Here is a 25,381-nt window from a genome sequence, read left to right as displayed (position 1 = left end):
GCTCCCGACCCCGGCCCCCCCCCCCCGCCCGGGGGGCCCGCGGCGGCGCGCCCCCTCCGGGCCCACGGGCGGCCCGTCCCGCCGGTGGACCGGAAGCGGCGGACCGGCCGGGCCGGGGGTCAGCCCGCCGCGCCCGAACGGGCCTCGGCCATCCGCTGCTCGGCGATCCGGTCGGCCGCGGCAGCCGGCGGAATACCATCGCTCTTCGCACGTGCGAATATCGCCAGCGTGGTGTCGAAGATCTTGGTGGCCTTGGCCTTGCACCGGTCGAAGTCGAAGCCGTGCAGCTCGTCGGCGACCTGGATGACACCACCGGCGTTGACGACGTAGTCGGGCGCGTAGAGGATCCCGCGGTCGGCGAGGTCCTTCTCCACTCCCGGGTGCGCCAGCTGATTGTTGGCGCCACCGCACACCACCTTCGCCGTCAGCACCGGGACGGTGTCGTCGTTCAGCGCCCCGCCGAGCGCACAGGGCGCGTACACGTCCAAGCCCTCGGTGCGGATCAGGGCGTCGGTGTCCGCGACCACGGTGACCTGCGGGTACTTGTCGGTGATCCGGCGGACCGACTCCTCGCGCACATCCGTGATGACGACCTCGGCGCCGTCCGCGACCAGGTGCTCCACCAGGTAGTGGCCGACCTTGCCGACACCCGCCACGCCGACCTTGCGCCCCTGCAGTGTGGGGTCGCCCCACAGGTGCTGGGCGGAGGCGCGCATGCCCTGGAAGACACCGAAGGCGGTGAGGACCGAGGAGTCGCCGGCGCCGCCGTTCTCGGGCGAGCGGCCGGTGGCCCAGCGGCACTCGCGGGCGACGACGTCCATGTCGGCGACGTAGGTACCGACGTCGCAGGCCGTGACGTACCGGCCGCCGAGGGAGGCCACGAACCGCCCGTAGGCGAGCAGCAGCTCCTCGGTCTTGATCTTCTCGGGGTCACCGATGATCACGGCCTTGCCGCCACCGTGCTCCAGACCGGCCATGGCGTTCTTGTACGACATCCCGCGCGAGAGGTTCAGCACGTCGGCGACGGCGTCCTCCACGGAGGCGTACGGGTAGAAGCGGGTGCCGCCGAGGGCCGGGCCCAGGGCGGTGGAGTGGATGGCGATGACGGCCTTGAGGCCGGAGGCTCGGTCCTGGCACAGCACCACTTGCTCGTGGCCCCCCTGCTCCGAGTGGAACAGGGTGTGCAGGACGCCGTCGGTCACATCGGTCACGGTGGTGACTCCCAAGTACGAAGCGGCGATTTGAAGCCCTCCAGAGGGTAGAGGAGGACCTGTTGGGCACGAGGGTAAGTCCTACCTGGGCGTAGGTCGGTCGCAGTGTGGAGGATCACCCCCTCCAGGAGTACCGGCGTGGAAGGATTCGCGCATGCCTGCGGTCTCCTCGCTCCTCGTCCCGTACACGTCGTACCTGCGGGTGTACGAACCGCTGGCGGCCTTTCCCGAGCCGGAGCGCGACCACTGGACGCGTTACGCGCGGCGCGCCGACACCCCCACCGCCCAGGACGAGCTGCGCCGGTCGCTGGCCGACCTGCTGCCCACCCCGCCGATGCCGGTGCCGGTGCACGAGAGCGCCGACGCGTTCGTGGCCGAGGTGGACGGGGTCGTGTGCGTCTGCCCGTGGCGGACCCGGCTGCGCGGCTGGCTGGCCCTGGCGGAGCTGCCGGAGCTGCTGCCCCCGCCGGTGCTCGACGCGGCGCTGCCGCCGGTGGTGCGCGCGCAGGCAGCGGCGGACTTCGAACGGTGGCGGCAGGACAACCCGGACGCCCGGCCGTGGATCCGGGCCTCGCTCTGGCAGGTGCCGGTGCGCTGGTTCGCGCTCTTCACCGACGAGGAGCGGGAGTACGTGGCCCCCGGCGGCCCCGGCAAGGCACCCGTGCTGCGCTACCGGACGCCCATGGTGCAGGCCAGGCGGCGGGTGGCGCGGGTGCTGAGGACGCTGCGCGAGTCGACCGACGAGGGGCCGCTGACCGAGGGGCTGGTGGACGTCGGGCGGTGGCTGGAGGAGTTCCACCCCCGTTCGATGGTCGAGCTCGACTACGGCGGCCTGGTGCACGTGCTGTCCGGGGACCTGCTGGCCGCCGACCGGTCGGCGGCGGACGTGGCGGAGGGCATCGCGGCCCTGCGGGCCGGCGACGGTGAGCGCGCGGGAGCGGCGTACGAGCGGCTGGCGATCCGGTGGCGCGAGGTGCGGAACCGGCAGCTCGCCAACTGACGTGATCTTGACCGGGAGGGCACCCTTGACCGACTGTGTCCTCTGAGGTGACCGGGGCCACGGCGACCGGCGGTACCGGGGCGACCTGTGGGACCGGGGGCCGAGGCGACCGGGAGCTGAGGCGACCGGTGGGGCCGAGGGTTCCTCCGGGTCGCGTCGATCTCCGGGTCGCGTCGATCCCGTGGGACCTGCGGAAGCGCCGACGCGGGCCCTAGGTCCCGATCCGGGCCTTTGCCTCAAGCGTGATGGATAGCACTAACGGGGCTCTTGCGCCCATCGCCCGACCTCATGCCAAAATAGGACAAGGAGTCCGGGGAGGGCTCCTTCCGTCCAACTATGGGCGGAAGGCTCAGCATTGCACGCTATGGGGGGTCTGGTGGCTCCTGATCGCTCTGTGACTGATCGTCACTGTGACGTGACTGTCCGCTATGGCATGGTCCATCGGCTTCCGCCGCTGATGAACACCTGAGAGGGCAATTCCATCGGTTTGGCCGAACGTGGCTGGACAGATGGTGTAGTTGTAGTGCCGAGGACAAGCCGTTCGTCCTATAACCGACTCGGCTCGCGTCCGCCATTTCGGGCAACGCGGGTCAAGGTGCAGAATTTAGAGGAAAGAACCGAGAAGGTTCGGTTCTCCCGAGGAGGCCGCTCATGACCGCTCGCACCCCTGATGCCGAGCCGCTGCTGACCCCCGCTGAGGTTGCCACGATGTTCCGCGTGGACCCGAAGACGGTCACCCGTTGGGCGAAGGCGGGCAAGCTCACGTCCATCCGCACGCTGGGTGGACACCGCCGGTACCGCGAGGCGGAGGTCCGCGCACTGCTGGCGGGCATCCCGCAGCAGCGCAGCGAGGCCTGAACACCCTGATGAACCGGGCTTTTCCGGGCCCCCCAACCCGGACAGCCCACCCATAGCTCCATCGACGGGCGCCTGCCCCAACAGGGTTCGTCAACTGATCGCGCTGGACTCCGCCGGGTCCAGCGCGATCTTTTTGTCCCCGGAGGCCCGCTCGCCCGGGAGTGTGCCGATGGTTCCGGGGTGAGGTGCAATTGCACATATTAAATTGGTCGGTTGTAGGAAGGGTGTAAGTTAAGCGGTTTCCAAAACTCCCCAAGTGACTCGCGTCACACTGAATCAGGGCGTCCGTCACCCGTCACCGGGGCTTCTTCCGTCACTCCGCGCTCGGTACCACCCGGTTCGGGCGAGCCGCAGACGCCTTCGGTGACGCCGCCTCGCCGGGTCCCCGCGGCTTCCTCGGGCAGCTCCATGGCGAGCCGCAGGAGCCGGTGGCAGACCGGGCAGTGCCGGGTGAGGTGGCGGTAGCCGGACGCGGCCGCCAGATGCGCGCGCAGCAGCGCGCGGGTCTCGTGCCTGACTGTGGATGCCGTCATGTGCCACCTCCGGCGGGGGCCGCCGCTTCCCAATTGCCTGGGTACCGGTGGCGGGCGGCGCGGTCAATACGGCGGGCGGCCCCGGCTGTTGCGGAGCTGCGCCCTCCGGTTCGCCGGGCGGGTGGGGGTGCTGGTGTGGCCCGGCGGCGGGCGCGGCGCGGTGCGACCGTGGCCGGCGGGCCGGCGCATCGGCCCGGAAAAGCAGCGAGGCCCGCATCCTCGAAGGATGCGGGCCTCGCTGACTACTGCGGTCCTGACGGGATTTGAACCCGCGGCCTCCACCTTGACAGGGTGGCGAGCACTCCAAACTGCTCCACAGGACCAGGTTTCGCAGCCCTTCGTGTTGTGCGCTTGGCTGCGAGTGAGACTCTACAGCAGGTCAGAGGGTCAGGTCGAACTCACTCCGGGCGACCGTGCCGTCACCACTCCGCCCGGCCCCGTCACGGCCCCGCCCCGCCCCCGTCACCGGGCCCACCGCCCCGTCACGGGGCCGCCGCGTCGATGGCCTTCAGGATGCGCTTGTCGGACACCGGGTGGGCGGTGCCCAGCGCGTGCGCGAAGTAGCTGACCCGCAGCTCCTCGATCATCCAGCGGATGTCCAGGACCTCCTGCGGGACCGGCCGGCCCTTGGGGAGCTGTTCCAGCAGCCAGGCGTACTCGTCCCGCATCTCGTGCACCTTCTCCATGCGCGTGGTGTCGCGCTGCACGGACGTCGGCATCTGCTGGAGGCGGCGGTCGGCGGCCACCAGATAGCGCATCAGGTCCGGCAGCCGGCGCAGGCCGGTCCTGGTCACGAAGCCCGGCGGCACGAGGGCCGCGAGCTGCTCGCGCACGTCCTGGACGTTGCGGACCAGCACCAGGCTGTTGGTGGCCTTGAGACGGCGCTCACAGGCCTGCCAGGCGGCCAGGATCTGCTGGACCTGGTCCACCGTGCGGACCGTCACGTCGACCAGGTCGGCGCGGACCTTGTCGTACAGCTTGCGGAAGGACTCCTCGTCCCACGCCGGGCCGCCGTGGTCGGCGATCAGCCGGTCGGCCGCGGCGGTCGCGCAGTCCTCGAAGAGCGCCTGGACGGAACCGTGCGGATTGCGGGAGAGGGCGAGCTTCTGCTGGTTGGTCAGCCGGTCCGAGGCGAACTTGGCCGGGTTCACCGGGATGTTGAGCATGATGAGCCGGCGGGTGCCCAGGCGCATCGCCCGCTCCTGCTCGGCCTCGGTGTCGAAGAGGCGTACGGCGACGGTGTCGCCCTCGTCGACCAGGGCCGGGTAGGCCTTGACCGGCTGGCCCGCGCGCCGGGTCTCGAAGACGCGGCTGAGGGTGCCGATCGTCCAGTCCGTCAGGCCGGCGCGCTCCAGGGACTGCCCCGAGGGGCCGGTGGAGGCCGCCGCGGCCTTGGACAGGGCCTGGCGGGCCTTCGGCTTCAGCTGGAGCTTCAGCGCCTCCAGGTCCTTGTCCTCGGCCAGCTTGCGCCGCCGCTCGTCGACGATCCGGAAGGTGATCTTCAGGTGATCGGGGACCTTGCCGAGGTCGAAGTCGTCCGGTGTGACCGGAACGCCGACCATGCGCTGCAGTTCGCGGGCGAGCGCGACGGGCAGCGGCTCCCGCCGTGCCGCCGCGTCGCCGCCCGACGCCCGCTCCAGGAACGCCCGCGCGTAGTTCGGTGCCGGGACGTAGTGGCGGCGGACCGGTTTGGGCAGGGAGCGGATCAGCTCGGTGACGACCTCTTCGCGCAGGCCGGGGATCTGCCAGTCGAAGCCCTCGTCCGTGACCTGGTTCAGCACCTGGAGCGGAATGTGGACGGTGACGCCGTCCGCGTCCGCGCCCGGCTCGAACTGGTAGGTGACGCGGAACTTGAGCGGTCCCTGGCGCCAGGAGTCCGGGTAGTCGTCCTTGGTGACCGTGCCGGCCTTCTCGTTGATGAGCATCTCGCGCTCGAAGTCGAGCAGCTCCGGCTCGTCCCGGCGCTTGTGCTTCCACCAGGAGTCGAAGTGCGCGCCCGAGACGACGTGTTCGGGCACCCGCTGGTCGTAGAAGTCGAAGAGCGTCTCGTCGTCCACCAGGATGTCGCGCCGGCGGGCCCGGTGCTCCAGCTCCTCGACCTCGGTGAGGAGCTTGCGGTTGTCGGCGAAGAACTTGTGGTGCGTGCGCCAGTCGCCCTCGACCAGCGCGTTCCGGATGAACAGCTCGCGCGAGACCTCCGGGTCGATCCGGCCGTAGTTCACCTTGCGCTGGGCCACGATCGGTACGCCGTACAGCGTGACCTTCTCGTACGCCATCACCGCCGCCTGGTCCTTCTCCCAGTGCGGTTCCGAGTACGTGCGCTTGAGCAGGTGCTGGGCCAGCGGTTCGATCCACTCGGGCTCGATCTTCGCGTTGACCCGGGCCCAGAGGCGTGACGTTTCGACGAGCTCGGCGGACATGATGAAGCGGGGCGGCTTCTTGAAGAGCGCCGAGCCGGGGAAGATCGCGAACTTGGCGTTGCGGGCGCCCAGGTACTCGTTCTTCCCGGCGCTCTTCCCGCCTTCCCCACCGGCGTTCTTGACGTCCTTCATGCCGATGTGGGAGAGCAGCCCCGCCAGGAGCGAGACATGGACGCGCTGCTCGGGGGCGTCCTCCTCGTTCAGGTGGATGCCCATCGACTTCGCGACCGTACGAAGCTGCGTGTAGATGTCCTGCCATTCGCGAATGCGCAGGTAGTTCAGGTACTCCGACTTGCACATCCGGCGGAAGGCCGAGGAGGACAGTTCCTTCTGCTGCTCGCGGACGTAGCGCCAGAGGTTGAGGTAGGCGAGGAAGTCGGAGGTCTCGTCCTTGAAACGGGCGTGCAGTTGGTCGGCCTGCGCCTGCTTCTCGGCGGGGCGTTCGCGCGGGTCCTGGATGGACAGCGCGGCAGCGATGACCATGACCTCCCGCACGCAGCCGTTGCTGTCCGCCTCCAGGACCATCCGGGCCAGCCTCGGGTCGACCGGGAGCTGGGCCAGTTTCCGGCCCTGCGGGGTGAGGCGCTGCCCCTTCCTCCCCTCCGGGAAGGACGTCTGGCCCGTGTCGATCGCGCCGAGCTCCTGGAGGAGCTGCACGCCGTCGCGGATGTTGCGGTGGTCCGGCGGGTCGATGAACGGGAACTTCTCGATCTCGCCGAGGCCCGCCGCGGTCATCTGGAGGATGACCGAGGCCAGGTTCGTCCGCAGGATCTCGGCGTCCGTGAACTCCGGGCGGGCGAGGAAGTCGTCCTCGGAGTACAGGCGGACGCAGATGCCGTCCGAGGTGCGGCCGCAGCGGCCCTTGCGCTGGTTGGCGCTGGCCTGGCTGATCGGCTCGATCGGCAGCCGCTGGACCTTGGTGCGGTGGCTGTAGCGGGAGATACGGGCGAAGCCGGGGTCGATGACGTACTTGATGCCGGGGACGGTGAGGGAGGTCTCGGCCACGTTCGTCGCCAGGACGATGCGGCGGCCGGCGTGGGACTGGAAGACCCGGTGCTGCTCGGCGTGCGAGAGCCGGGCGTAGAGGGGGAGCACTTCGGTGTTGCGGAGCTTCTTCTTGTTGAGCGCGTCCGCCGTGTCGCGGATCTCCCGCTCGCCGGAGAGGAAGACCAGGATGTCGCCGGGGCCTTCGCCCTGGAGCTCGTCGACGGCGTCGCAGATCGCGGTGATCTGGTCGCGGTCGGAGTCCTCGGAATCCTCCTCCAGGAGCGGGCGGTAGCGGACCTCGACCGGGTAGGTACGGCCGGAGACCTCCACGATCGGGGCGTCGCCGAAGTGGCGCGAGAAGCGTTCCGGGTCGATGGTCGCGGAGGTGATCACGACCTTGAGGTCGGGGCGCTTGGGCAGCAACTGGGCGAGGTACCCCAGCAGGAAGTCGATGTTGAGGGACCGCTCGTGGGCCTCGTCGATGATGATCGTGTCGTAGGCGCGCAGCTCGCGGTCCGTCTGGATCTCGGCGAGCAGGATGCCGTCCGTCATCAGCTTGACGAAGGTCGCGTCCTGGTTCACCTGGTCGGTGAACCGCACCTTCCAGCCGACCGCCTCGCCGAGGGGGGTCCGCAGCTCGTCGGCCACGCGCTCGGCCACCGTGCGGGCGGCGATCCGCCGCGGCTGGGTGTGCCCGATCATGCCGCGCACACCGCGGCCGAGCTCCATGCAGATCTTGGGGATCTGGGTGGTCTTGCCCGAGCCGGTCTCACCGGCGACGATCACGACCTGGTGGTCGCGTATCGCCTCCAGGATCACGTCCTTCTTCTGGCTGACCGGGAGCTGTTCCGGATACGTGATCTCCGGCACCCGGGCCGCGCGCTCGGCGGTCCGGGCTGCGGCCTTCGCCGCCTCGGCGGCGATCTCGTCCAGCACTGCCTGCTGGGCCTGGGGCTTGCGGATGCGGCGGGCGCCTTCGAGACGGCGGCCGAGCCGGTGCGCCTCGCGCAGCGAGACCTCGGTCAGCAGGGTCTGGAGGTCGGCGAAGGAAGTAGACATACCTGACCCAGGATCTCACTCGCGGCTCGGGAGTGGCGAACCGATTTCCCCGTACCATTTCCGGCGTGCCGGGGACGGGCGATCGTCGTCGGCCGACCTGTACGAGCCCAGAAGACGACCAGAAGACGACCAAAGGCCGATCAGAGGCCGACCGAAGGCCCATCGAAGGCCCATCGAAGGCCGACCGAAGGCCGATCAGCGGTCGCCCGCCGGCAGCCCGTGCACGACCGGCGGGGCCCGCGGAAGGCCGAGTGACCCTGGAAGGCGCCGTTCCCATGCCCCGTACCAGCAGCCGGTGGTGCCGCGCCGCGGCTGCCGCGCTGGTGGCGGCCGGGGTGCTGCTGGGTGTCCTGGTATGCCTCGGGGGCGGCCCGGGGACCGGCGGCGAGGGGCCGCGCGCCGACGGCCCGCACGACGCCGTGGTCATGGCCGCCGGCCACGGCGAGCCGCCCGGCTGCGGCAAGGGCTCGCCGTCCGACCGGGGGGGCCTGCGCCCGGCCGCCCCACCGCGCGGGTACTCGCCGGCCGAACTACTGCCCGCGCTGTACGACTCGCGCGTGGCGGCCGGTGAGTGGGGCCCGGACGGCACCATCCTGGACGTCCGGCCCGAGCGGGCGCCACCGAACCTCGTGCCGCCGTCCCCGGTCGGCCTGTCGGTCCTGCGCGTATAGCCCGGCGCCGTTCACCACCCCGCGTACCGCCGGTTTCTTCCGCATGCCCTCAGGAGCTCCGTCATGTCCCAGACCACCCCCTCGTCGTCCTCGTCCAGGAAGCCGTACGCCATCGGCGCCGGTGTCGTCGCCGCCGCCGTGCTGCTCGGTGTCGTCTCGTACACCGCCACCAAGCCCACCGAACCGGCGGAACCCGCCGGGACCGGCTCGTCCGCGGTGGCCGACTCGTCCGCCGCCCCGCGGGCCGGTGTCTACCCCGAGCTGGAGAAGTACGCCAGGCGCGACGCCGGGGACCCGCTCGCGGTGGGGCGCGCCGACGCCCCCGTGGTGCTCATCGAGTACGCCGACTTCATGTGCGGCTACTGCGGGAAGTTCGCCCGTGACACCGAGCCCGCGCTGGTGAGGAAGTACGTCGACGAGGGCACCCTGCGGATCGAGTGGCGCAACTTCCCGATCTTCGGCGAGGAGTCCGAAGGCGCGGCGCGGGCCTCCTGGGCGGCCGGGCGGCAGGGCCGGTTCTGGCAGTTCCACAAGGCCGCCTACGCCGAGGGAGCGAAGGAGAAGGGCTTCGGCGCGGACCGGCTGACCGAGCTGGCCCGGGAGGCCGGCGTTCCCGACCTGGCCCGTTTCAGCCGCGACCTGAACAGCGCCGCAGCCCGGCAGGCCGTCGCCCGGGACCAGGAGCAGGGGTACTCGCTGGGCGCCACCTCCACCCCGTCGTTCCTGGTCAACGGCCGGCCGATCGCGGGCGCGCAGCCGATGGGGACGTTCACGGACGCGATCGAGGCCGCGAAGCGGGAGGCGGCCAAGTGACGGACATCGGCTATCTGGCCGCCTTCCTCGGGGGACTGCTCGCCCTGCTCAGCCCGTGCAGCGCCCTGCTGCTCCCGGCGTTCTTCGCGTACTCGATCGACAGCCGGGCCCGGCTGCTCGGCCGCACCGGTGTCTTCTACGCCGGGCTCGCCACCACGCTGGTCCCCCTGGGGGCGGCCGGGTCCTTCGCCGGCCGGCTCTTCTACGGTCACCGGGACCTGCTGGTCACGGCCGGCGGCTGGCTGATCATCGTGCTGGGCGTGGCGCAGACGCTGGGTATGGGCTTCGCCTCCCGCCGGCTGGCCGACGCGGGCGGCCGGATCCGCCCGACGACCGCCGTCTCGGTCTACGCCCTGGGGCTGGTCTACGGCCTGGCCGGTTTCTGCGCGGGGCCCATCCTGGGCAGTGTCCTGACCGTGGCGGCGCTCAGCGGCAGCCCGATGTACGGGGGCCTGCTGCTGGCGGTGTACGCCCTGGGCATGGCGGTCCCGCTGTTCCTGCTCGCGCTGCTGTGGGAGCGCTACGACCTGGGGCACCGCCGGTGGCTGCGGGGGCGCCCGCTGCGGCTGGGGCCCTTGGCGCTGCACAGCACCTCACTGCTGTCGGGGCTCTTCTTCGTGGTGCTCGGCACCCTCTTCCTGGTCTTCGACGGCACGACCGCCCTGCCGGGCCTGCTCGGCGTGGACGACTCGTACGCGATGGAGGAGTGGGCGTCGGGCATCGGCCGGGCGGTCCCGGACTGGGTGCTGCTGCCGGCCGTGGTGGCGGTCGTGGCGGTGACCCTGGCGGTCCGGGGCCGGCGCCGCCGCGAACGCGCCTGAGGCGGGTGGGGCGGGGGCGGCGGTCGGGCCGGGTGCGATCCCCGCCCCTTGCCGTTCCGCGCCCGTCCCCACCGCCGGTGGCCTCTGCGGTCCGGCACCCTGCGCCGGTCCGGTTCCGCCGGGGTGTGGGCCGGCATACGACCCGGCATACGACGAAGGCCCCGATCCTGGTGGGGATCGGGGCCTTTCGGCTGGTGGCTGGGGCCGGGGTCGAACCGGCGACCTTCCGCTTTTCAGGCGGACGCTCGTACCAACTGAGCTACCCAGCCACGAGGTTTCACGTGAAACCTCAGCGGTCCTGACGGGATTTGAACCCGCGGCCTCCACCTTGACAGGGTGGCGAGCACTCCAAACTGCTCCACAGGACCAAACATTGCGCGAGACAAGTCTCGCACACGGTAATGCGTGCCCCCAACGGGATTCGAACCCGTGCTACCGCCTTGAAAGGGCGGCGTCCTGGGCCACTAGACGATGAGGGCTAAGGGCCCGCCTAAACACTTCGCAGCGCGTCGGGGACGTGAGAAGCATATGGGATGTCGGGACCGATCGCCAAAACGCTTCACCGGGAGGGGGTGGGCGATGGTGCGGGGGACGGGGCGCCCGGGCGGTTCTCGTCCGGGATGTGACGGCTGACCTCGGCGGTCGTCAGGCCCAGGCCGCCCAGCGTGATCTCGTCCCAGGCCTGGAGGTGGCGGGTGTCGCGGTCCAGGTAGAGGACGGAGGCGCGGACCTTCTCCGGCTCGTCGTTCTGGACGGCGCGCAGGCCGCCGCCGCCCGTGGAGCCCTCGATCTTGAGGCGGGTGCCCCGGGGCAGGACCTCGGTCTTGCGGTGGTGGACGTGCCCGGCCAGCACGAGGGGCACCCGGCCGTCGGTCTCACGGGCCGCCACCGGGTTGTGGGCCACCGCGATGTCGACCGGGGTGCCCGCGCGCCGCTGGGCGTGCAGGGCGGCGGACAGGCGCAGGCCGGCGGCGCGCTCGGCGTCGTCGCCCTGGGTCACGACCGAGCGGTCGGGCGTGAACTGCGGATCGCCGGTCCCGGCCACCCGCAGGCCGCCGACCGTGACGGCCCGGCCGCCGTCGAGGACGTGGACGTTCCGCAGGCGTTCCAGGTACCGCTGGGTGACCTTGGAGTCGTGGTTGCCGCGCACCCAGACGTAGGGCGCGCCCAGGTCGGCGATCGGGTCGAGGAAGCCGTTCTCGGCGGCGGTTCCGTGGTCCATCGTGTCGCCGGAGTCGATGATCACGTCGATCCGGTACTGCTCGACCAGCGAGCGGATGATCTGCCAGGCGGCCGGGTTGAGGTGGATGTCCGAGACGTGCAGGACCCTCATGGTGGCCGGGTCGGGCTGGTACGTCGGGAGCGTGGAGGTCGCTTCGTACAGTTTGGTGACATTGGTGACGAGAAGGGCGAGTTCCTTCTGGTACACATCGAACTCGCTGACGATCGAGCGCGCGTTGCCGACCACCGAGGGCGCGCTGCTCAGCAGCCCGGAGAACCTCGGTTCCAGTACCGACTTCGGGTTCCAGGTGGCGTACGCGGAGGCGCCCGACGCGGCCAGCAGGACCAGGGCCAGGCCGCCGGAGGCCAGGGCGCGGCGCGGGCGGCGGTAGACCGCCAGGCCGAGCGCGGCGGCACCGGAGACGACGGCGACGCAGGAGCGCAGGGCCAGTTCGCGAGTGCCGTCGGCCACGTCCTGGGTGATCTCGTCCTGGAGGCCGGCGAGCCGTTCGGGGTGTTTGACCAGGGCCTGGGCGCGGACCGGGTCGAGCTGGTCCACGTCCACGTCCAGCCGGACGGGGGCGGTGTGCGAATCCAGTTCGAGGGCGCCCAGCGGCGACACGTTGATCTTCGTGCCGCCGGTGAGGGAGGGGCGCAGGGTCATGCTGGTGTCCATCGGCCCGACCGGGGTCCGGACGCTGCCGACGATCAGGAGCCCCAGCCAGGCGCCCGTCAGCACGACGGCGAACAGGCCGAGCGCGCGGGCGTAGGGGTGCGGCTCGTGGACGAGGGTGTTGGTGGGGCAGGTGCGCCGGGAGCGGTAGTGGCGCAGTACCCGGTGGCGGACGGCGCGGACGACGGCTCGTGGCATGGGCGGCGTATGCCCATGTGAGGGGGCGCTCATGCCCGTGCGTCCCCGGCAATGGCGGGGTGCTGGAGATGACACGCGAGGAGTTCGAGGCACTGGTCGCCGAGCCGCTGGACAGGATCCCGCCCGAGCTGACACGGCTGAGGGGCAACGTCGCGGTGTTCGTGCAGGACGAGCCTTCGCCGGACGATCCGGGCAGGCCTGCTGGGTCTGTACGAGGGGACTCCGCTGACCGAGCGGCGCCAGTGGTACGCGGGTGTGCTGCCGGACCGGATCACCGTCTACCGGGGGCCCACGCTGCGCATGTGCGACTCGCGCGAGGACGTGGTCGCCGAGACCGAGGTGACGGTGGTGCACGATATCCCGCCGCACACCTCTTCGGGTGAGGAATCCCCTGTTCAGGTGACTCTCGCGGCCTGATCACAGGCTGACCGGGACCGCCCGGGATCAGCCCCAGCCCAGTTCGTGAAGCCGCTCGTCGTCGATGCCGAAGTGGTGCGCGATCTCATGGACCACGGTCACGGCAACTTCGTCCACCACGTCTTCGGCGGTCTCGCAGAAGCGCAGCGTGGGCCCCATGTAGATCGTGATGCGGTCCGGCAGGACCCCGGCGTACCACTCGCCCCGTTCCGTGAGCGGAGTCCCCTCGTACAGCCCCAGGAGCTCCGGATCATCCGTCTCCGCCGGGGGCTCGTCCTCCACGAAGACCGCCACGTTGTCCATGATCCGCGTCAGCTCAGGCGGAATCGTGTCCAGGGCATCGGCCACCAGCTCTTCGAAGGCTTCTCGCGTCATCTCCAGCACACCGCCATTCTCCGTGAGGGACATCACTTCCATGGAGGAGAGGCGCGAGAAGCCTCCGGCCGGTCACTCCGGCGCTCGGCCGCTCCAGCGCTGCCTTGCTCGTGGACCGGTCGACAAGCCGCAGCTCCCACGGCCCGGTGTTCACGTCGAAGTCCTTGCCGAAGCCGACCCACCTTCCGGCCGTCCGGCGGCCCGTCGGCTCGACCAGCAGTTGACTCGCACCGTGGTACCGGGCGCCCTGGTAGTAGCCGTCAGCGGCTGTCCGCTCCACCCACGAGCCGGTCACCACGTTGCGATCAACGGTGAGATCCAGGGTGAGCGGGCTGTCCGGGTTGCTGGACGCGCCCGGCAGGCTCTGAGCGGTCAGCCGGTTCCCGTGCTGGACGATCACCAGGTAGTGCTTGCCGTCGTACGCGGCGTCCCGGCTGGACGAGTGGAACTCGTATCGGCTGAGCCAGACCCCGGAGAACGTCTCCCCGGTGACCGGCGTGGCGCTCGTAGCAGCGGAGGTGACACCCCCCGCACCAGCGTCGATGTCATGTCCTCCCGATCCGTCTGCGCCCGGGACGTGCGCAAGACCTGGCCGGAGCTGTCCGACGACCAGGGTGAGCGGGGCGTGAGCCGGATGGCGGCCTTCCTGGCGGCCTCGACGCTCGCCGAGCCGCTCCCCCGTTCCTTCGGGTGGACCTGTTCCGGCACGCGTGCATCCAGCGGAGCGTCCCCTACGTGGCCTTCGCCGAAGCGCTCGGCGTGGACCACGTCCACCACGTCCCGGACGACGACGAGACCGGCTCAGATCCCGGAGCGGGCAGAGCAGCCATGGAGGCGACGAAGACCGCGATCCGCGCGGCCGGGTTCACCATCGGCCCCGAGTTGTCCGGCGGGTGTTCCCGCGTGCACGAGATCGCCCATCGCTTCGGGATCGACGACGAGCGGCCGCACGAGCTGGGGTACGGCTGACAACACCACACGTCCGGGCGTGTCCCTTACGGGGGAACGGGAGTTGGACAGGGTGACCCCTGCCCCATGCCCGTGGAGGAGCCCTGTGCGCCAGCTGCCCGCCCCCGTCCGATGGGCCGTCACCGCAGTGGCGGTCGCGGCCTCCGCCGGCTCCCTCAGCGGTTGCATGAGCGTCACCGACGACACCGCCCGGCCCGCGCCCAGCACGTCCACCGACCCGTCGGCCGACGCCGGCGACGGCCCGGACGGCGGCGCGGCGGCGGCGCCGGGCGGTGCCCGGCACGACACCCGCACCGTGCACGACCCGGCCGGAAAGCCGGGCGGCAAGGTGCCCGGCACGGTCCCGCGCAAGCCGAGCGCCTCGGCGGCCCCGTCCGCCGGGCCGCCGGCGGGCGGGGCGGCCGAGCCCGGGGCCCGGCCGGGACGCCCGCCGGCGCCCACTCCGACCGGGCACACCGGCAGCGGGGGTACGGGTGGCGGCGGGCCCACCCCGACCCCCTCCCCGGAGGCACCGGAGCCCACCCCGCCACCCGAGCCGACGCCCACCCCCACGCCCTCCACCGAGCCCACCCCCGACCCGACGGAGCAGCCGACCGCCTCGCCGGGCGCGGACAGCCGCACCCAGGCGATGCCCGGCCGTCAGGAGGTGGGTCTGTGGGCGGAGCCGATGGCATCACCGCAGGTCGCACCGGCCTGACAAGACCCGGTTTGCGTCGAGTGGGGGAGGGTGCGTATGGTGGTAGATCGTTTGATCCCATTTCCCATTTGCCCGGCGCCGAACAGTCAGAGCGCCGCGTGTGGCGCGTACTCTCCCTTGCCGTGGCTGACCGCATCGAGGCGGTCGAATTGCGAAACACGGAGTTGACGGGCGCGTGCCGAGACTCCGGAAGGTTTCGCATTTCGCATGTCCATTTTCACCCCTGACCACGCCGTCCTGCCCGAGAACGACGAGATCGTCGACCAGGCCGCCGCCGTCGACCAGCCGGCCGGCGAGACCGCCGAGGACGTCGCCGAGGCTCCCCAGGCGCCCGAGGTTCCCGAGATCACCTTCGCGGACCTGGGCCTGCCCGAGGGCGTCGTGCGCAAGCTCGCCCAGAACGGTGTGACCACGCCCTTCCCGATCCAGGCCGCGACCATCCCGGACGCCCTGGCCGGCAAGGACATCCTCGGCCGCGGCCGTACCGGCTCCGGCAAGACGCTCTCCTTCGGCCTGCCGCTGCTGGGCACCCTGGCCGGCGGCCACACCGAGAAGAAGAAGCCCCGCGGCGTCATCCTCACCCCGACCCGTGAGCTCGCGATGCAGGTCGCGGACGCCCTCCAGCCGTACGGCGACGTGCTCGGCCTCAAGATGAAGGTCGTCTGCGGCGGTACGTCGATGGGCAACCAGATCTACGCGCTGGAGCGCGGTGTCGACATCCTCGTCGCCACCCCGGGCCGGCTGCGCGACGTCATCAACCGCGGCGCCTGCTCCCTGGAGAACGTCCAGGTCGCGGTGCTCGACGAGGCCGACCAGATGGCCGACCTGGGCTTCCTGCCCGAGGTCACCGAGCTGCTCGACCAGGTCCCGGCCGGCGGCCAGCGGATGCTCTTCTCCGCCACCATGGAGAACGAGATCAGCACGCTGGTCAAGCGCTACCTGTCCAACCCGGTCATCCACGAGGTCGACAGCGCCCAGGGCAACGTCACCACCATGACCCACCACGTCCTGGTCGTGAAGCCGAAGGACAAGGCGCCGGTCACCGCGGCGATCGCCGCCCGCAAGGGCCGCACGATCATCTTCGTCCGCACCCAGCTCGGCGCCGACCGTATCGCCGAGCAGCTCCAGGACACCGGCGTCAAGGCCGACGCCCTGCACGGCGGTATGACGCAGGGTGCCCGTACGCGCGTCCTGGAGGACTTCAAGAAGGGCTACGTCAACGCCCTGGTCGCCACCGACGTCGCCGCCCGCGGCATCCACGTCGACGGCATCGACCTCGTGCTGAACGTGGACCCGGCCGGGGACCACAAGGACTACCTGCACCGTTCGGGCCGCACCGCCCGCGCCGGCAAGTCCGGCACGGTCGTCTCGCTGGCCCTGCCGCACCAGCGCCGCCAGATCTTCCGCCTGATGGAGGACGCGGGCGTGGACGCCTCGCGCCACATCGTGGGCGGCGCCGGGGCGTTCGACCCGGAGGTCGCCGAGATCACCGGCGCCCGGTCGCTGACCGAGGTGCAGGCCGACTCCGCGAACAACGCCGCCAAGCAGGCCGAGCGCGAGGTCGCCGACCTGACCAAGGAGCTGGAGCGGCTCCAGCGCCGGGCCGTCGAGCTGCGCGAGGAGGCCGACCGCCTGGTGGCGCGTGCCGCCCGTGAGCGCGGCGAGGACCCGCAGGCCGCGGTCGCCGAGGTGACCCAGGCCGCCGAGGCCGAGGTCGAGGCCGCGGTGTCGGCCTCCGTACCGGAGCAGACCCGTGAGGTCCGCGAGCCGCGCGAGTCGCGTGACGAGCGTCCGGCCTACGAGCGCCGGGAGCGCCGTGACGAGCGGGGCAACTTCGAGCGCCGGGGCAACGACCGCCGGGACGGTGACCGTGGTGGGTTCCGCCGCGACAACGACCGTCCCTCCGGCGGGTTCCGCCGTGACGACCGCCGCGACGACCGGCGGGACGGTGACCGTGGTGGGTTCCGCCGCGACAACGACCGTCCCACCGGTGGCTTCCGCCGCGACAACGACCGTCCGACCGGTGGCTTCCGCCGTGACGACCGCCGCGACGACCGTCCGACCGGTGGCTTCCGCCGGGACGACCGTCCCTCCGGTGGCTTCCGCCGCGACAACGACCGTCCGACCGGTGGCTTCCGCCGTGACGACCGCCGCGACGACCGTCCCACCGGTGGCTTCCGCCGTGACGACCGCCGCGACGGCGACCGCGGTGGCTTCAACCGCGACGACCGCGGTGGCCGCCCCTTCGAGCGCCGTGACCACCGTGGCGGCACCGACCGTCCGTTCAACCGCGACCGTCGCGACGACCGCCCGGCGGGCGGCGGCTTCCGCACCGGTGGCCACGACCGGCCGCAGGGCCGCCGGGACGACCACCGGGGTGGCTCGGCCTCCGGTTCCTCCTTCGGACGTCGTGACGACAAGCCGCGCTGGAAGCGCAACGGCTGACGCGTGACCGCGTGACCGCGCGGACGAATCGGGACAGGGCCCGTACCTCCAAGTGAGGTACGGGCCCTGTCCTGTTACGATCCGCTTCGCCCGGGGCCGGGGGGTCTCCCTTCATCGATCGCGTACGCGGCACGGATCGCCGTGCCGCGCGGGCGTCCCGCGGGCCGATCCACGTCCCCCTGGAGGACATCTCGTGCACAGAGGTTCCCTGTTCCGGCGCACGGCCGCCACGGCCGTCGTCATATCGGTCGGCGCCGGTCTCGGCCCGCTGGCGTCCCCCCTGGCGTACGCCGCCGACCCGCCCGTGGCGCAGGAGGCCGTACTCCCCGCCGGCGCGCGGTTCCTGCCCAGGGACGAGACGCTCGTGGAAGCCGGTGCCACCGGGTTCCTGCACCAGCAGGAGGGCAGCACGGGCAGGCTGTGGACCGACTACGCCACCGGCCGCACCCGTGGCATCACGCCCGCCGTCGCCACCGGGCACTCCGGGATGCGGGCGGCACTCGGCCAGACCGCGCCCGACGGCACCAGGCCGGTCGCCGTCACCGACCTGGCGACCGGCGAGGTCACCACCGTGACGATGCCCGCCGGCTACATCTGGTCCGGCGCGTACACCGCGGACTCCGTCACCGCCTACCGGCTGGTGGACGGTCTGATCGGCGAGCTGAGCGTGCTGCGCACCGTCGACGGCGCCACCCGGGTGAGCCCCGTCGAGGGCGTACCGGCCGGTGTGAAGGCCATCCGGACGCACGCCCAGCAGCAGGACGGCCGGGGCGCCGTACTGGTGCTCACCGCGCCCGACCGCGCCGCCGCCCTCCACCTGCTCGACTACGCCACCGCGCGGCTGACCGCGCTGCCCAAGGACTTCGCCCCGGGCGGCTACGTCGCACTCGGTGAACGGCACCTGCTGACCTGGCCGTACGAGAACGCGACCGTCACCACCCTGGACCGGAACGACCCGCGGGCGGCTCCGGTCACCCTGACCATGCCGGCGCCGGCCGGCCCGGAGCGGACGTTCGCGCGGTTCGCGGTGGTGGGCGACTGGATCGTCTTCAGCCGGCTGCTGGACCCGTACGCCAAGCAGCACACGCCCGGCGGGCGGCTCCAGGCCATGCCGGTCACCGGCGGCGAGCCCCGCGAGCTGCTGCGCTACTCCGACGAGCACTTCGCGACCGCCCCCGACGGCAGCGTCCTGGTCACCGGCGGCAGCGGCGCGAAGGACTGGGCGGTACGCCGCGTCACGGCGGGTCCGGACGGCGCGCCGGTGCTGTCCACGGTCCTCGAGGTGGCTCCGGTCACCGCCAGGATTCATGCGCTGGCGCTGGGCGGCGGCAAGCTCAGCTACGTGAGTGACGCGGACGGCGGCGAATTCGTCTCCCTGTACGACCACGACGTGGCCGTCACCGGCACGCCCGTCCCGGGCGAGCGCGCGCTGCGGTTCCGGCTGGCCTCGGGCGTGCCCACCGAGCTGTCCGCGCCGGGCAACGGCCGCACCGCCTACGCCTCGCCCCACGGCGCGGTGCAGGTGCCGATCGACGACACGAGCCTGGAGGTGATCGACGTACCGGCCGACTCCCGGATCGTGGACGCCACCGGCCGCTACTCGGTGATCGACGCTCCGGGCGGTACCCAGTACATCGGCGACCTGGGCAGCCCGCGCAACGGCCATGTCGCCCTCACCCGGCCCTCGTCCGCCGCCACCGTCTGGGGCACGACGTTGTGGACGCCGGGCCGGAGCGCGGGCACTGTCGCCTGGTACGACCTCAAGTCGAAGAAGACCTCGCCGGACCTGGCGCTCGGTTCGGGGTGCGTGCCCAACGAGCTCCAGGCCGTCGGCCGGTGGGTCCACTGGACCTGTGGCTCCGGGGCGAGCGCCAAGGCGGGGGTGTGGGACCAGAAGACCCGCACGAGCACGCCCGTCCCGGCCGGCCGGGCACGCCTCGGGGACGGCTTCCTGGTCCGTGAGGAGGGCGAGAGGCTGCTGCTCACCGACTTCCACACGGCCACCGGTGCGGCGGCGACGACCCCGTTCGCGGACGTGCCGGGCGACGCGCCGTGGGCCGTCGACAAGTTCGGCGGGCACGTCGCGTACACGGACGCCGAGCAGCGGATCCGCATCAGGCCGGTGACCGTGCCGCGCTCCCCGGTCGGTCTGGTCGAGTCCGAGGTGGAGGACTGGATCGCCATCGGCGCCGGGGCCGACCACAACCCCGCCTGGGACGGTGCCTGGCAGCTCTCCCGGCCGCCGGTGCGCTGGGGCGTCGCCATCAAGGACGCGGGGGGCCGCACCGTACGGACCATCGCCTCCGCCGAGCGCGCGGGCGCGCGGATCAGCGTCTCTTGGGACGGCAGGGGCGACGACGGGCGCATCGTGTCCGGCGAACCGCACACCTGGACGCTGAGCGCCGACGCCGGTGAGGGCACGCGGGTGGTGCAGGGCGGGAGGATCGCCGTGTCGGGCGGGGCCACCGGCTTCCGCGACTACGGCGGCAACGGTGTCGCGGAGCTGTTCACCAAGCAGGCGGCCACGCTCTCGGCGCACGAGGGCATGACCGCGGCATCGGACTCGGGCGCGAGCCTCTCGCAGCGCGGCGGCTGGTCGGACGTCAACCAGGTGCTGCCCTTCGGGGACATGGACGGCGACCGCTGCAACGACCTGGTCGTCCGTACCACCGCCGGTGACCTCGACCGCTACAGCGGCCGCTGCCAGGGCGTCCCGGCCGCGACCGGGCCCAAGGTGCGGATCGGTTCCGGCTTCAACGCCTTCGACGCCCTGGTCACGCCCGGCGACCTCACCGGTGACGGCCGCGCCGACCTGCTGGCCCGCCAGCGCTCCACCGGCGCCCTGTACCTGTACGCGGACAACGGCGCCGGAGCCCTCAAGGGCGGGGTGAGGCTGGCCGGTTCGTTCACCGGCCTCACCCTCGTCGGTGCCGGCGACCTGACCGGCGACGGGCACGGCGACCTGCTGGCGCGGGACGCGGGCGGCGAGCTGTGGCGGTACGACGGCACCGGCACCGGCACGCTGAAGGCGCGGGTGCTGGTCTTCAAGGACTGGGGGGCCGGCCGCAACGCCTTCGTGGGCGCGGGCGACATCGACGGGGACGGCAGGAACGACCTCGTCTCCCGGGACACCAGCGGCAAGCTGATGCGCAACAGCGGTGACGGCAAGGGCTCGTTCAGGGGCACGGTCGTCATCGGCACCGGCTGGCAGCGGTACGGCTCGATCCACTGACGGCCGGTCGGGGAGCACCCGGCGCAGGCGGGTCACGGCGACCGGCACAGGCGGGTCACGGCGACCGGCGCAGGCTGGTCACGGCGACGGCGCCCGATAACCGATACCCGATCGGATACCGGGCGCCGTCCGGCTATGCTCGGGGATGACTCGCCGAGGGCCCTTAGCTCAATTGGCAGAGCAGCGGACTTTTAATCCGTTGGTTGTGGGTTCGAGTCCCACAGGGCCTACCGAAAGCGGCGCCCCGTCCGGCACTCCGGGCGGGGCGCTTCCCCGTTCCGGGCCCCCGCCGGACCGGCCGGCGGGCGCCGCGCCGGAAACTGGTAGGGATCTTGCTCCGGATGGCGTAAGGTTGTGTTCAACGACGCGGGGTGGAGCAGCTCGGTAGCTCGCTGGGCTCATAACCCAGAGGTCGCAGGTTCAAATCCTGTCCCCGCTACTGATGGACGAAGGCCCGGTGCATTGCGCACCGGGCCTTCGTCGTGTGCCCGCGCGGGCCCGGTGTCACCCGATCGGCCGGTGGCGGGCCGCCACCCGGCGCGGCTCCGGCCGGCCCGGGCGGGGCGGGGTACCGTCCGCAGCCGTGGGCGGACCCGGCAGGAGAGCAGTGGTGGGGATGCGGGCGCGACGCGGCGGCGGGGCCGGCGGTCCGGGCCGGCGCCGGCCCGGGCGCGCGGGCGCCCGCCGGTTCCTCGGCTTCGTGCGGGCGCTGCCCGCCCTGCTCATCGCGGGGGGAGTGGTGTACGACCTGCTCACACCGCCCCGGTTCACCGCCGTGCCGCTGTTCGCCGCCGCCCCGCTCGTCGCGGCACCGTTCTTCGCCGCCCGCACCACGTCGCTGGCCGGGCTGCTCGCGCTGCTGGCCGTGTTCGTCCTGCACCTGCACAACGGCACGCTGTTCGCCGCGCCGGCCCTGACCGAGCTGCTCACCGTGCTGACGGTCGCCGCGCTGGCGCTGCTCGTGAACCGGGTGGTGCGGCGCAGCGGCGAGCGGCTGGCGTCCGCGCGGGTGATCGCCGAGACCGCCCAGCGGGCCGTACTGCCCAACCCGGGCCCCCGGATCGGCGGACTGCGGGTGGCGGCACGCTACGAGGCGGCGCAGGCGGACACCTTCATCGGCGGGGACCTCTTCGCCGTACAGGACACTCCGCACGGGGTGCGGCTGGTGGTGGGGGACGTGCGGGGGAAGGGCCTGGGCGCGGTGGAGACGGTGGCGGTGGTCATCGGGGCGTTCCGGGAGGCGGCCGAGCAGGAGAGCTCGCTGGAGGGTGTGGCGCAGCGGCTGGAGCGGGCGCTGGCGCGGGAGGGGACGCGGCGCGACGGGCTGGACGCCTTCGAGGGGTTCACCACCGCCGTACTGGCCGAGATCCCGCGCGGCCAGTCCGTGGTGCGGGTGGTCGACCGGGGCCACCCGGAGCCGTTGCTGCTGCACCCCGACGGGAGCCTGGAGGTGCTGGCGCCCGCCGTGTCCGCGCTGCCGCTGGGCATGGCCGAGCTGGGGACGTGGCCGGACCGGGCGTACCAGGCGCCGTACCCGCCGGGGGTGACGCTGCTGCTGTACACGGACGGGCTGTCCGAGGCGAGGGACGCCGACGGTGTCTTCTACGACCCGGTCGGGCGGCTGTCCGGCCGGGTGTTCGCGGACCCCGACGAACTGCTGGACACGCTGGTGGCCGAGGTGCGGTCGCACACCGGTGGCCGCGCCACCGACGACCTGGCGCTGCTGGCGGTGGCCCGGCCCGGTGAGGGGCCGGCTGCGGAGGGCCGTCCCGGCGAGGGCCCGGCTGCGGAGGGCCGCCGGGACCGTCACAGGGCGTGAGCGCCGGGCGGTCCGGTGCGTAACGGTTGACTCACGATCAGAAAATCCCGCGGGTGTCGGGGTTTCCACCTGCGCCGAAGGGGTCCGGGAAGTCGGCCTGATGGCCGGTCAACTCGCCCGCATATGCCCGCATCTGCGGCGAAAGGTCCTGCCCGCAGTAGTTAATGATCAGTAGGAACGGCTTGGAATCCGGACCCCACCTCTATTAACGTTCGATAACGCAGCGCGGTCGTCCCAGCCGTCGCAAGAGACGGCACCGTGCGCATGCGCCGAATTCCGCAAGGGAACCGGGGAACCACACCTTGGGGTGAATCGGGCCGAGCACCGGCCCGTAGGAGACCTTCCTGCTCCGAACCCGTCAGCTAACCCGGTAGGCGAGAAGGAAGGAAAGGAGTGCGCCCCCGTGGCGTCCAACAGGCCTGCCCCCGAAGCCCCTTACGCTGCCTCTCCCGCCTCGTTCGGTACTTCGGGTATCCCGGACGCCGCCCCGGTAAACGGGGAGTGGGAGGAATGGAACCCGACCGAGGAAACGGTCCGCCCGGTCCGCGGCCGTCACCGTGTGGTCAAGCAGCGCGGCGGCCTGGCCCGTAGCTCCACCGTCCTGGGCGTCGGTGTCATCGCGGCGGTCGGCGCGGGCGGCATGGCCACCGCGAAGGACAAGCCCCCGGTCTCCATATCCCTGCCGGACCTTCCCGGCGCGATCGCCGACAGCCTGCCGGACGCCGCCTCCCTGCCGGGCGTCGGCTCCCTGATCTCCGACGACTCCGACGGCTCCGACGCCGCGGACACCCCCAGGACCGGTACCGCCGCGCTCTCCTCCGCCGCCTTCACCGCCACCGGCGCCGAGGGGCAGCCCGCCGGGACCGGGGCGGACGCCGGAGAGGCCCTGCGCGCCCGCATCCTCCAGCAGGCCGAGCAGCAGCAGGCGTCCGCCGCCACCGAGGCCAAGGCCGCGGCCGAGAGGGCCGCCGCCGAGCAGGCCGCGGCCCAGGCCCGGGCCCAGCAGACCGAGGCCGAGAAGAAGGCCGACGAGGCGCTGGCCGCCGCACGGGCCAAGGCGGCCGCCGAGGCGGAGGCCAAGAGCGAGGCGAAGGCCGCGGCCGCCGCCGAGGCCAAGGCGGAGGAGCAGGCCCAGCCCGGGCCCTCCGGCGGCTACTCGCTGCCGACCTCCTCGTACACGATCACCTCGACCTACGGCCAGGCCGGCAACATGTGGTCCTCCGGCTACCACACCGGCCTCGACCTGGCCGCGCCCACGGGCACGCCCGCCAAGGCCGTGTACGGCGGCACCGTCAAGTCGGCCGGCTGGTCCGGTTCGTACGGCTACCGCATCGTCCTGGAGCTCCAGGACGGTACGGAGGTCTGGTACTGCCACCTCTCCTCGATGACGGTCGGCGCGGGGCAGCAGGTCGCCAGTGGCGAGACCATCGGCCGGGTGGGCGCCACCGGCAATGTGACCGGGCCGCACCTGCACCTGGAGGTGCACACGCCGGGCGGCGCCGGGATCGACCCGCTGTCGTGGCTGCGGGGCAAGGGCGTCACCGTCTGAGCCCGGCCCGCGGGACTCCGGCAGCTCCGGCGGTTCACCCCCCGACGCCAGGGCTGCCGGCTCACCCGTACCGGTACGGGTTGTACCCGCCGTAGTCCCGGTACGGGGGCGGCGTCCACACCCGGCCGGTCGCCCGCGCCGCGTAGGTGAGCGCCGGTCCGGCCACCTCCTTGCGCTGCCACAGGTGGTGCAGCAGCTCCTGTTCCCGGGCCATGAAGTCCGGGCCCACCGCGCCCCGGCGGGCCCGGTGGCGCAGGAACGCCAGCGACGTCGCGAACGCCTCGTACTCACCGACCGCGCGGGCCGCCGCCTTGCCGTGGGTGCGGGCCGCCCAGTCGCGGGCCATGCCGCGCGCCCGCATCGAGGACAGGGCGACCGGCTCGGCGGGGGAGAGCCAGCCGGCCGCGGCGTACGCGGGCAGCTCGCCCGAGACCGTGCGCAGCTCGCGCTGGCGGCTCCAGACCGCCAGCCAGGTCAGCAGCCCGAAGGCGGGCACCATGAAGGCCGCGTACACGGCGTAGAACGCCCAGGGACCGAACGCCGCCGAGCCGTTCCACAGCGCGTGCGTGCCCATCGCCAGGATCAGCCCGAGCACGGGCAGCGCGACACGGCGGAACCGCTCGCGGCGCGCGGTGAGGGCGGCGATGCCGAAGCCGATCCCGGTCAGCACGGTGAAGAGCGGATGCGCGAACGGCGACATCACGATCCGCACGAAGAAGGTCGCGGCCGTGACGGACGCGAAGCCCGACATCCCGAACTCCTGGTCCTCCAGGAAGGCGCTGCCCAGGTACAGGATGTTCTCGGTGAAGGCGAAGCCGGTCGCGGTGAAGCCGGCGATGACGACGCCGTCGACGATGCCGGTGAAGTCCCGTCTGCGGAAGAGGAAGACCAGCAGTACGGCGGCGGCCTTCGCGCTCTCCTCCACGACCGGGGCTATGACGGTCGCGCCCAGCGTGTCGGCGGCCGAGGGGTCCGCGGTGGCCGTGGCTATCCAGCGGGTGGCGAAGGTGTTGGCGACGATCGCCACGAGCGCGGCGGCGCAGGCTCCCCAGGCGAACGAGAACAGCAGGTTCCACCAGGGTCCCGGCTCGACCCGGTCGAGCCAGCGGAAAGCCGCCATCAGCAGCGGCACGGGGAGCAGCGCCAGGCCGAGGCCGACCAGGAAGCCGTGCGTACCGGTCTGCTCCCGGACCATGGCGAGGATCACCAGACCGCACAGCGCGAGCAGCGTGAACACCACCGCGGCGCGCACCGCCTTGCTGCGCCAGAGGGCGCGGCGGGGCTTGTAACGCCATCGGGACCGCTCCGGCACGGCGTCGAACGACGGCTCGCGTTCGTACGCCGGTACGGCCGGACCGGGGGGCGCGGAGTGCTGCAGGGACGACTCGGACACCCGACGACCCTAGCGAGGGC

The 25,381-nt window shown here is 72.3% G+C and carries 17 protein-coding genes, 6 tRNA genes, 2 pseudogenes and 1 riboswitch; of the genes and pseudogenes, 14 read left to right on the top strand and 11 right to left on the bottom strand.

The genetic code is table 11. From position 1 onward, the window contains the following. Positions 1–119 precede the first annotated feature (119 nt). Positions 120–1,211 (bottom strand): Glu/Leu/Phe/Val dehydrogenase dimerization domain-containing protein, encoded by a 1,092-nt coding sequence (locus AB0H53_RS27120; protein WP_362118633.1) that lies wholly within the window; start codon positions 1,209–1,211, stop codon positions 120–122. A 154-nt stretch (positions 1,212–1,365) separates the two neighbouring features. On the opposite strand from AB0H53_RS27120, the gene AB0H53_RS27115 reads away from it, so the two are divergent. Together AB0H53_RS27115 and bldC are read left to right on the top strand one after the other, a co-directional pair. Beyond that, on the top strand, positions 1,366–2,211 hold the full coding sequence (locus AB0H53_RS27115) for a hypothetical protein (protein WP_362118630.1): 846 nt from the start codon (positions 1,366–1,368) through the stop codon (positions 2,209–2,211). Positions 2,212–2,862: 651 nt separating this feature from the next. Further along, complete coding sequence (gene bldC / locus AB0H53_RS27110) at positions 2,863–3,069, top strand: developmental transcriptional regulator BldC (RefSeq protein WP_003949541.1); 207 nt, start codon at positions 2,863–2,865, stop codon at positions 3,067–3,069. A 266-nt stretch (positions 3,070–3,335) separates the two neighbouring features. Here the strand turns inward: bldC and AB0H53_RS27105 are convergent, their stop codons facing one another. From AB0H53_RS27105 to hrpA, 3 genes are all read right to left on the bottom strand, one after another. After that, on the bottom strand, positions 3,336–3,602 hold the full coding sequence (locus AB0H53_RS27105) for a DUF6274 family protein (protein ID WP_362118627.1): 267 nt from the start codon (positions 3,600–3,602) through the stop codon (positions 3,336–3,338). Positions 3,603–3,850: 248 nt separating this feature from the next. Beyond that, a tRNA-Asp gene (locus tag AB0H53_RS27100) sits at positions 3,851–3,925 on the bottom strand. A 159-nt stretch (positions 3,926–4,084) separates the two neighbouring features. Further along, entirely contained in the window at positions 4,085–8,068 is a 3,984-nt protein-coding gene (hrpA, locus tag AB0H53_RS27095) for an ATP-dependent RNA helicase HrpA (RefSeq protein WP_362118624.1), read from the bottom strand. A gap of 275 nt (positions 8,069–8,343) precedes the next feature. Between hrpA and AB0H53_RS27090 the strand changes: the two genes are divergently transcribed. The 3 genes from AB0H53_RS27090 to AB0H53_RS27080 all read left to right on the top strand — a co-directional run bounded on the left by AB0H53_RS27090 (position 8,344) and on the right by AB0H53_RS27080 (position 10,373). Further along, positions 8,344–8,739, top strand: a complete 396-nt coding sequence (locus tag AB0H53_RS27090; protein WP_362118621.1) for a hypothetical protein — start codon at positions 8,344–8,346, stop codon at positions 8,737–8,739. Positions 8,740–8,802: 63 nt separating this feature from the next. Next, a complete protein-coding gene (locus AB0H53_RS27085) occupies positions 8,803–9,552 on the top strand; it encodes a thioredoxin domain-containing protein (protein ID WP_362118618.1) in 750 nt (249 codons plus the stop codon). After that, entirely contained in the window at positions 9,549–10,373 is an 825-nt protein-coding gene (locus AB0H53_RS27080; RefSeq protein ID WP_362118615.1) for a cytochrome c biogenesis CcdA family protein, read from the top strand. The genes AB0H53_RS27085 and AB0H53_RS27080 overlap by 4 nt, the downstream gene beginning before the upstream one ends. 192 nt (positions 10,374–10,565) lie before the next feature. Here AB0H53_RS27080 and AB0H53_RS27075 read toward each other — a convergent pair. The 4 genes from AB0H53_RS27075 to AB0H53_RS27060 form a co-directional block, all read right to left on the bottom strand. Further along, positions 10,566–10,642: transfer RNA gene (locus AB0H53_RS27075), tRNA-Phe, on the bottom strand. Positions 10,643–10,666: 24 nt separating this feature from the next. Further along, positions 10,667–10,741, bottom strand: a tRNA-Asp gene (locus AB0H53_RS27070). Positions 10,742–10,779: 38 nt separating this feature from the next. After that, positions 10,780–10,852: transfer RNA gene (locus AB0H53_RS27065), tRNA-Glu, on the bottom strand. Between the two features lie 80 nt (positions 10,853–10,932). Then, positions 10,933–12,465 (bottom strand): metallophosphoesterase, encoded by a 1,533-nt coding sequence (locus tag AB0H53_RS27060; protein WP_362118612.1) that lies wholly within the window; start codon positions 12,463–12,465, stop codon positions 10,933–10,935. 59 nt (positions 12,466–12,524) lie between these two features. Here AB0H53_RS27060 and AB0H53_RS27055 point away from each other — a divergent pair. Beyond that, positions 12,525–12,882: pseudogene (locus AB0H53_RS27055) on the top strand (metallopeptidase family protein). A gap of 27 nt (positions 12,883–12,909) precedes the next feature. On the opposite strand, the gene AB0H53_RS27050 reads toward AB0H53_RS27055, so the two are convergent. Next, entirely contained in the window at positions 12,910–13,266 is a 357-nt protein-coding gene (locus tag AB0H53_RS27050; RefSeq protein ID WP_362118636.1) for a metallopeptidase family protein, read from the bottom strand. Between the two features lie 79 nt (positions 13,267–13,345). After that, positions 13,346–14,062: pseudogene (locus tag AB0H53_RS27045) on the bottom strand (XRE family transcriptional regulator); the annotation flags it as partial. Between AB0H53_RS27045 and AB0H53_RS27040 the strand changes: the two are divergent. The 8 genes from AB0H53_RS27040 to AB0H53_RS27005 all read left to right on the top strand — a co-directional run bounded on the left by AB0H53_RS27040 (position 13,993) and on the right by AB0H53_RS27005 (position 23,968). Further along, positions 13,993–14,226, top strand: a complete 234-nt coding sequence (locus AB0H53_RS27040) for a hypothetical protein (RefSeq protein WP_362118609.1) — start codon at positions 13,993–13,995, stop codon at positions 14,224–14,226. The pseudogene AB0H53_RS27045 and the gene AB0H53_RS27040 overlap by 70 nt on opposite strands. A gap of 85 nt (positions 14,227–14,311) precedes the next feature. Then, on the top strand, positions 14,312–14,923 hold the full coding sequence (locus tag AB0H53_RS27035) for a hypothetical protein (RefSeq protein WP_362118606.1): 612 nt from the start codon (positions 14,312–14,314) through the stop codon (positions 14,921–14,923). Between the two features lie 207 nt (positions 14,924–15,130). Further along, positions 15,131–17,368 (top strand): DEAD/DEAH box helicase, encoded by a 2,238-nt coding sequence (locus AB0H53_RS27030; protein WP_362118603.1) that lies wholly within the window; start codon positions 15,131–15,133, stop codon positions 17,366–17,368. Between the two features lie 193 nt (positions 17,369–17,561). Then, on the top strand, positions 17,562–20,600 hold the full coding sequence (locus AB0H53_RS27025; RefSeq protein ID WP_362118600.1) for an FG-GAP-like repeat-containing protein: 3,039 nt from the start codon (positions 17,562–17,564) through the stop codon (positions 20,598–20,600). A gap of 157 nt (positions 20,601–20,757) precedes the next feature. After that, positions 20,758–20,830, top strand: a tRNA-Lys gene (locus AB0H53_RS27020). A gap of 135 nt (positions 20,831–20,965) precedes the next feature. Continuing rightward, a tRNA-Met gene (locus AB0H53_RS27015) sits at positions 20,966–21,039 on the top strand. A 177-nt stretch (positions 21,040–21,216) separates the two neighbouring features. Then, entirely contained in the window at positions 21,217–22,419 is a 1,203-nt protein-coding gene (locus AB0H53_RS27010) for a PP2C family protein-serine/threonine phosphatase (protein WP_362118596.1), read from the top strand. Positions 22,420–22,676: 257 nt separating this feature from the next. Next, positions 22,677–22,811: riboswitch (cyclic di-AMP (ydaO/yuaA leader) on the top strand. A gap of 11 nt (positions 22,812–22,822) precedes the next feature. Then, positions 22,823–23,968, top strand: a complete 1,146-nt coding sequence (locus tag AB0H53_RS27005) for a M23 family metallopeptidase (protein ID WP_362118593.1) — start codon at positions 22,823–22,825, stop codon at positions 23,966–23,968. A 61-nt stretch (positions 23,969–24,029) separates the two neighbouring features. Here the strand turns inward: AB0H53_RS27005 and AB0H53_RS27000 are convergent, their stop codons facing one another. Next, a complete protein-coding gene (locus tag AB0H53_RS27000) occupies positions 24,030–25,361 on the bottom strand; it encodes a PrsW family intramembrane metalloprotease (RefSeq protein WP_362118590.1) in 1,332 nt (443 codons plus the stop codon). Positions 25,362–25,381: the final 20 nt, after the last annotated feature.

This window comes from Streptomyces sp. NPDC050856 (assembly GCF_040653855.1).
Classification (GTDB): domain Bacteria; phylum Actinomycetota; class Actinomycetes; order Streptomycetales; family Streptomycetaceae; genus Streptomyces.
Note: the sequence above shows the minus strand (reverse complement) of the source record. Positions and strands in the feature narration are given on the sequence as shown.

Coding starts and splice junctions, on each gene's coding strand:
- AB0H53_RS27115 (WP_362118630.1), top strand. CDS start 1,366: ATGCCTGCGGTCTCCTCGCTCCTCGTCCCGTACACGTCGTACCTGCGG.
- bldC (WP_003949541.1), top strand. CDS start 2,863: ATGACCGCTCGCACCCCTGATGCCGAGCCGCTGCTGACCCCCGCTGAG.
- AB0H53_RS27105 (WP_362118627.1), bottom strand. CDS start 3,602: ATGACGGCATCCACAGTCAGGCACGAGACCCGCGCGCTGCTGCGCGCG.
- hrpA (WP_362118624.1), bottom strand. CDS start 8,068: ATGTCTACTTCCTTCGCCGACCTCCAGACCCTGCTGACCGAGGTCTCG.
- AB0H53_RS27090 (WP_362118621.1), top strand. CDS start 8,344: ATGCCCCGTACCAGCAGCCGGTGGTGCCGCGCCGCGGCTGCCGCGCTG.
- AB0H53_RS27085 (WP_362118618.1), top strand. CDS start 8,803: ATGTCCCAGACCACCCCCTCGTCGTCCTCGTCCAGGAAGCCGTACGCC.
- AB0H53_RS27060 (WP_362118612.1), bottom strand. CDS start 12,465: ATGCCACGAGCCGTCGTCCGCGCCGTCCGCCACCGGGTACTGCGCCAC.
- AB0H53_RS27030 (WP_362118603.1), top strand. CDS start 15,131: ATGTCCATTTTCACCCCTGACCACGCCGTCCTGCCCGAGAACGACGAG.
- AB0H53_RS27010 (WP_362118596.1), top strand. CDS start 21,217: ATGCGGGCGCGACGCGGCGGCGGGGCCGGCGGTCCGGGCCGGCGCCGG.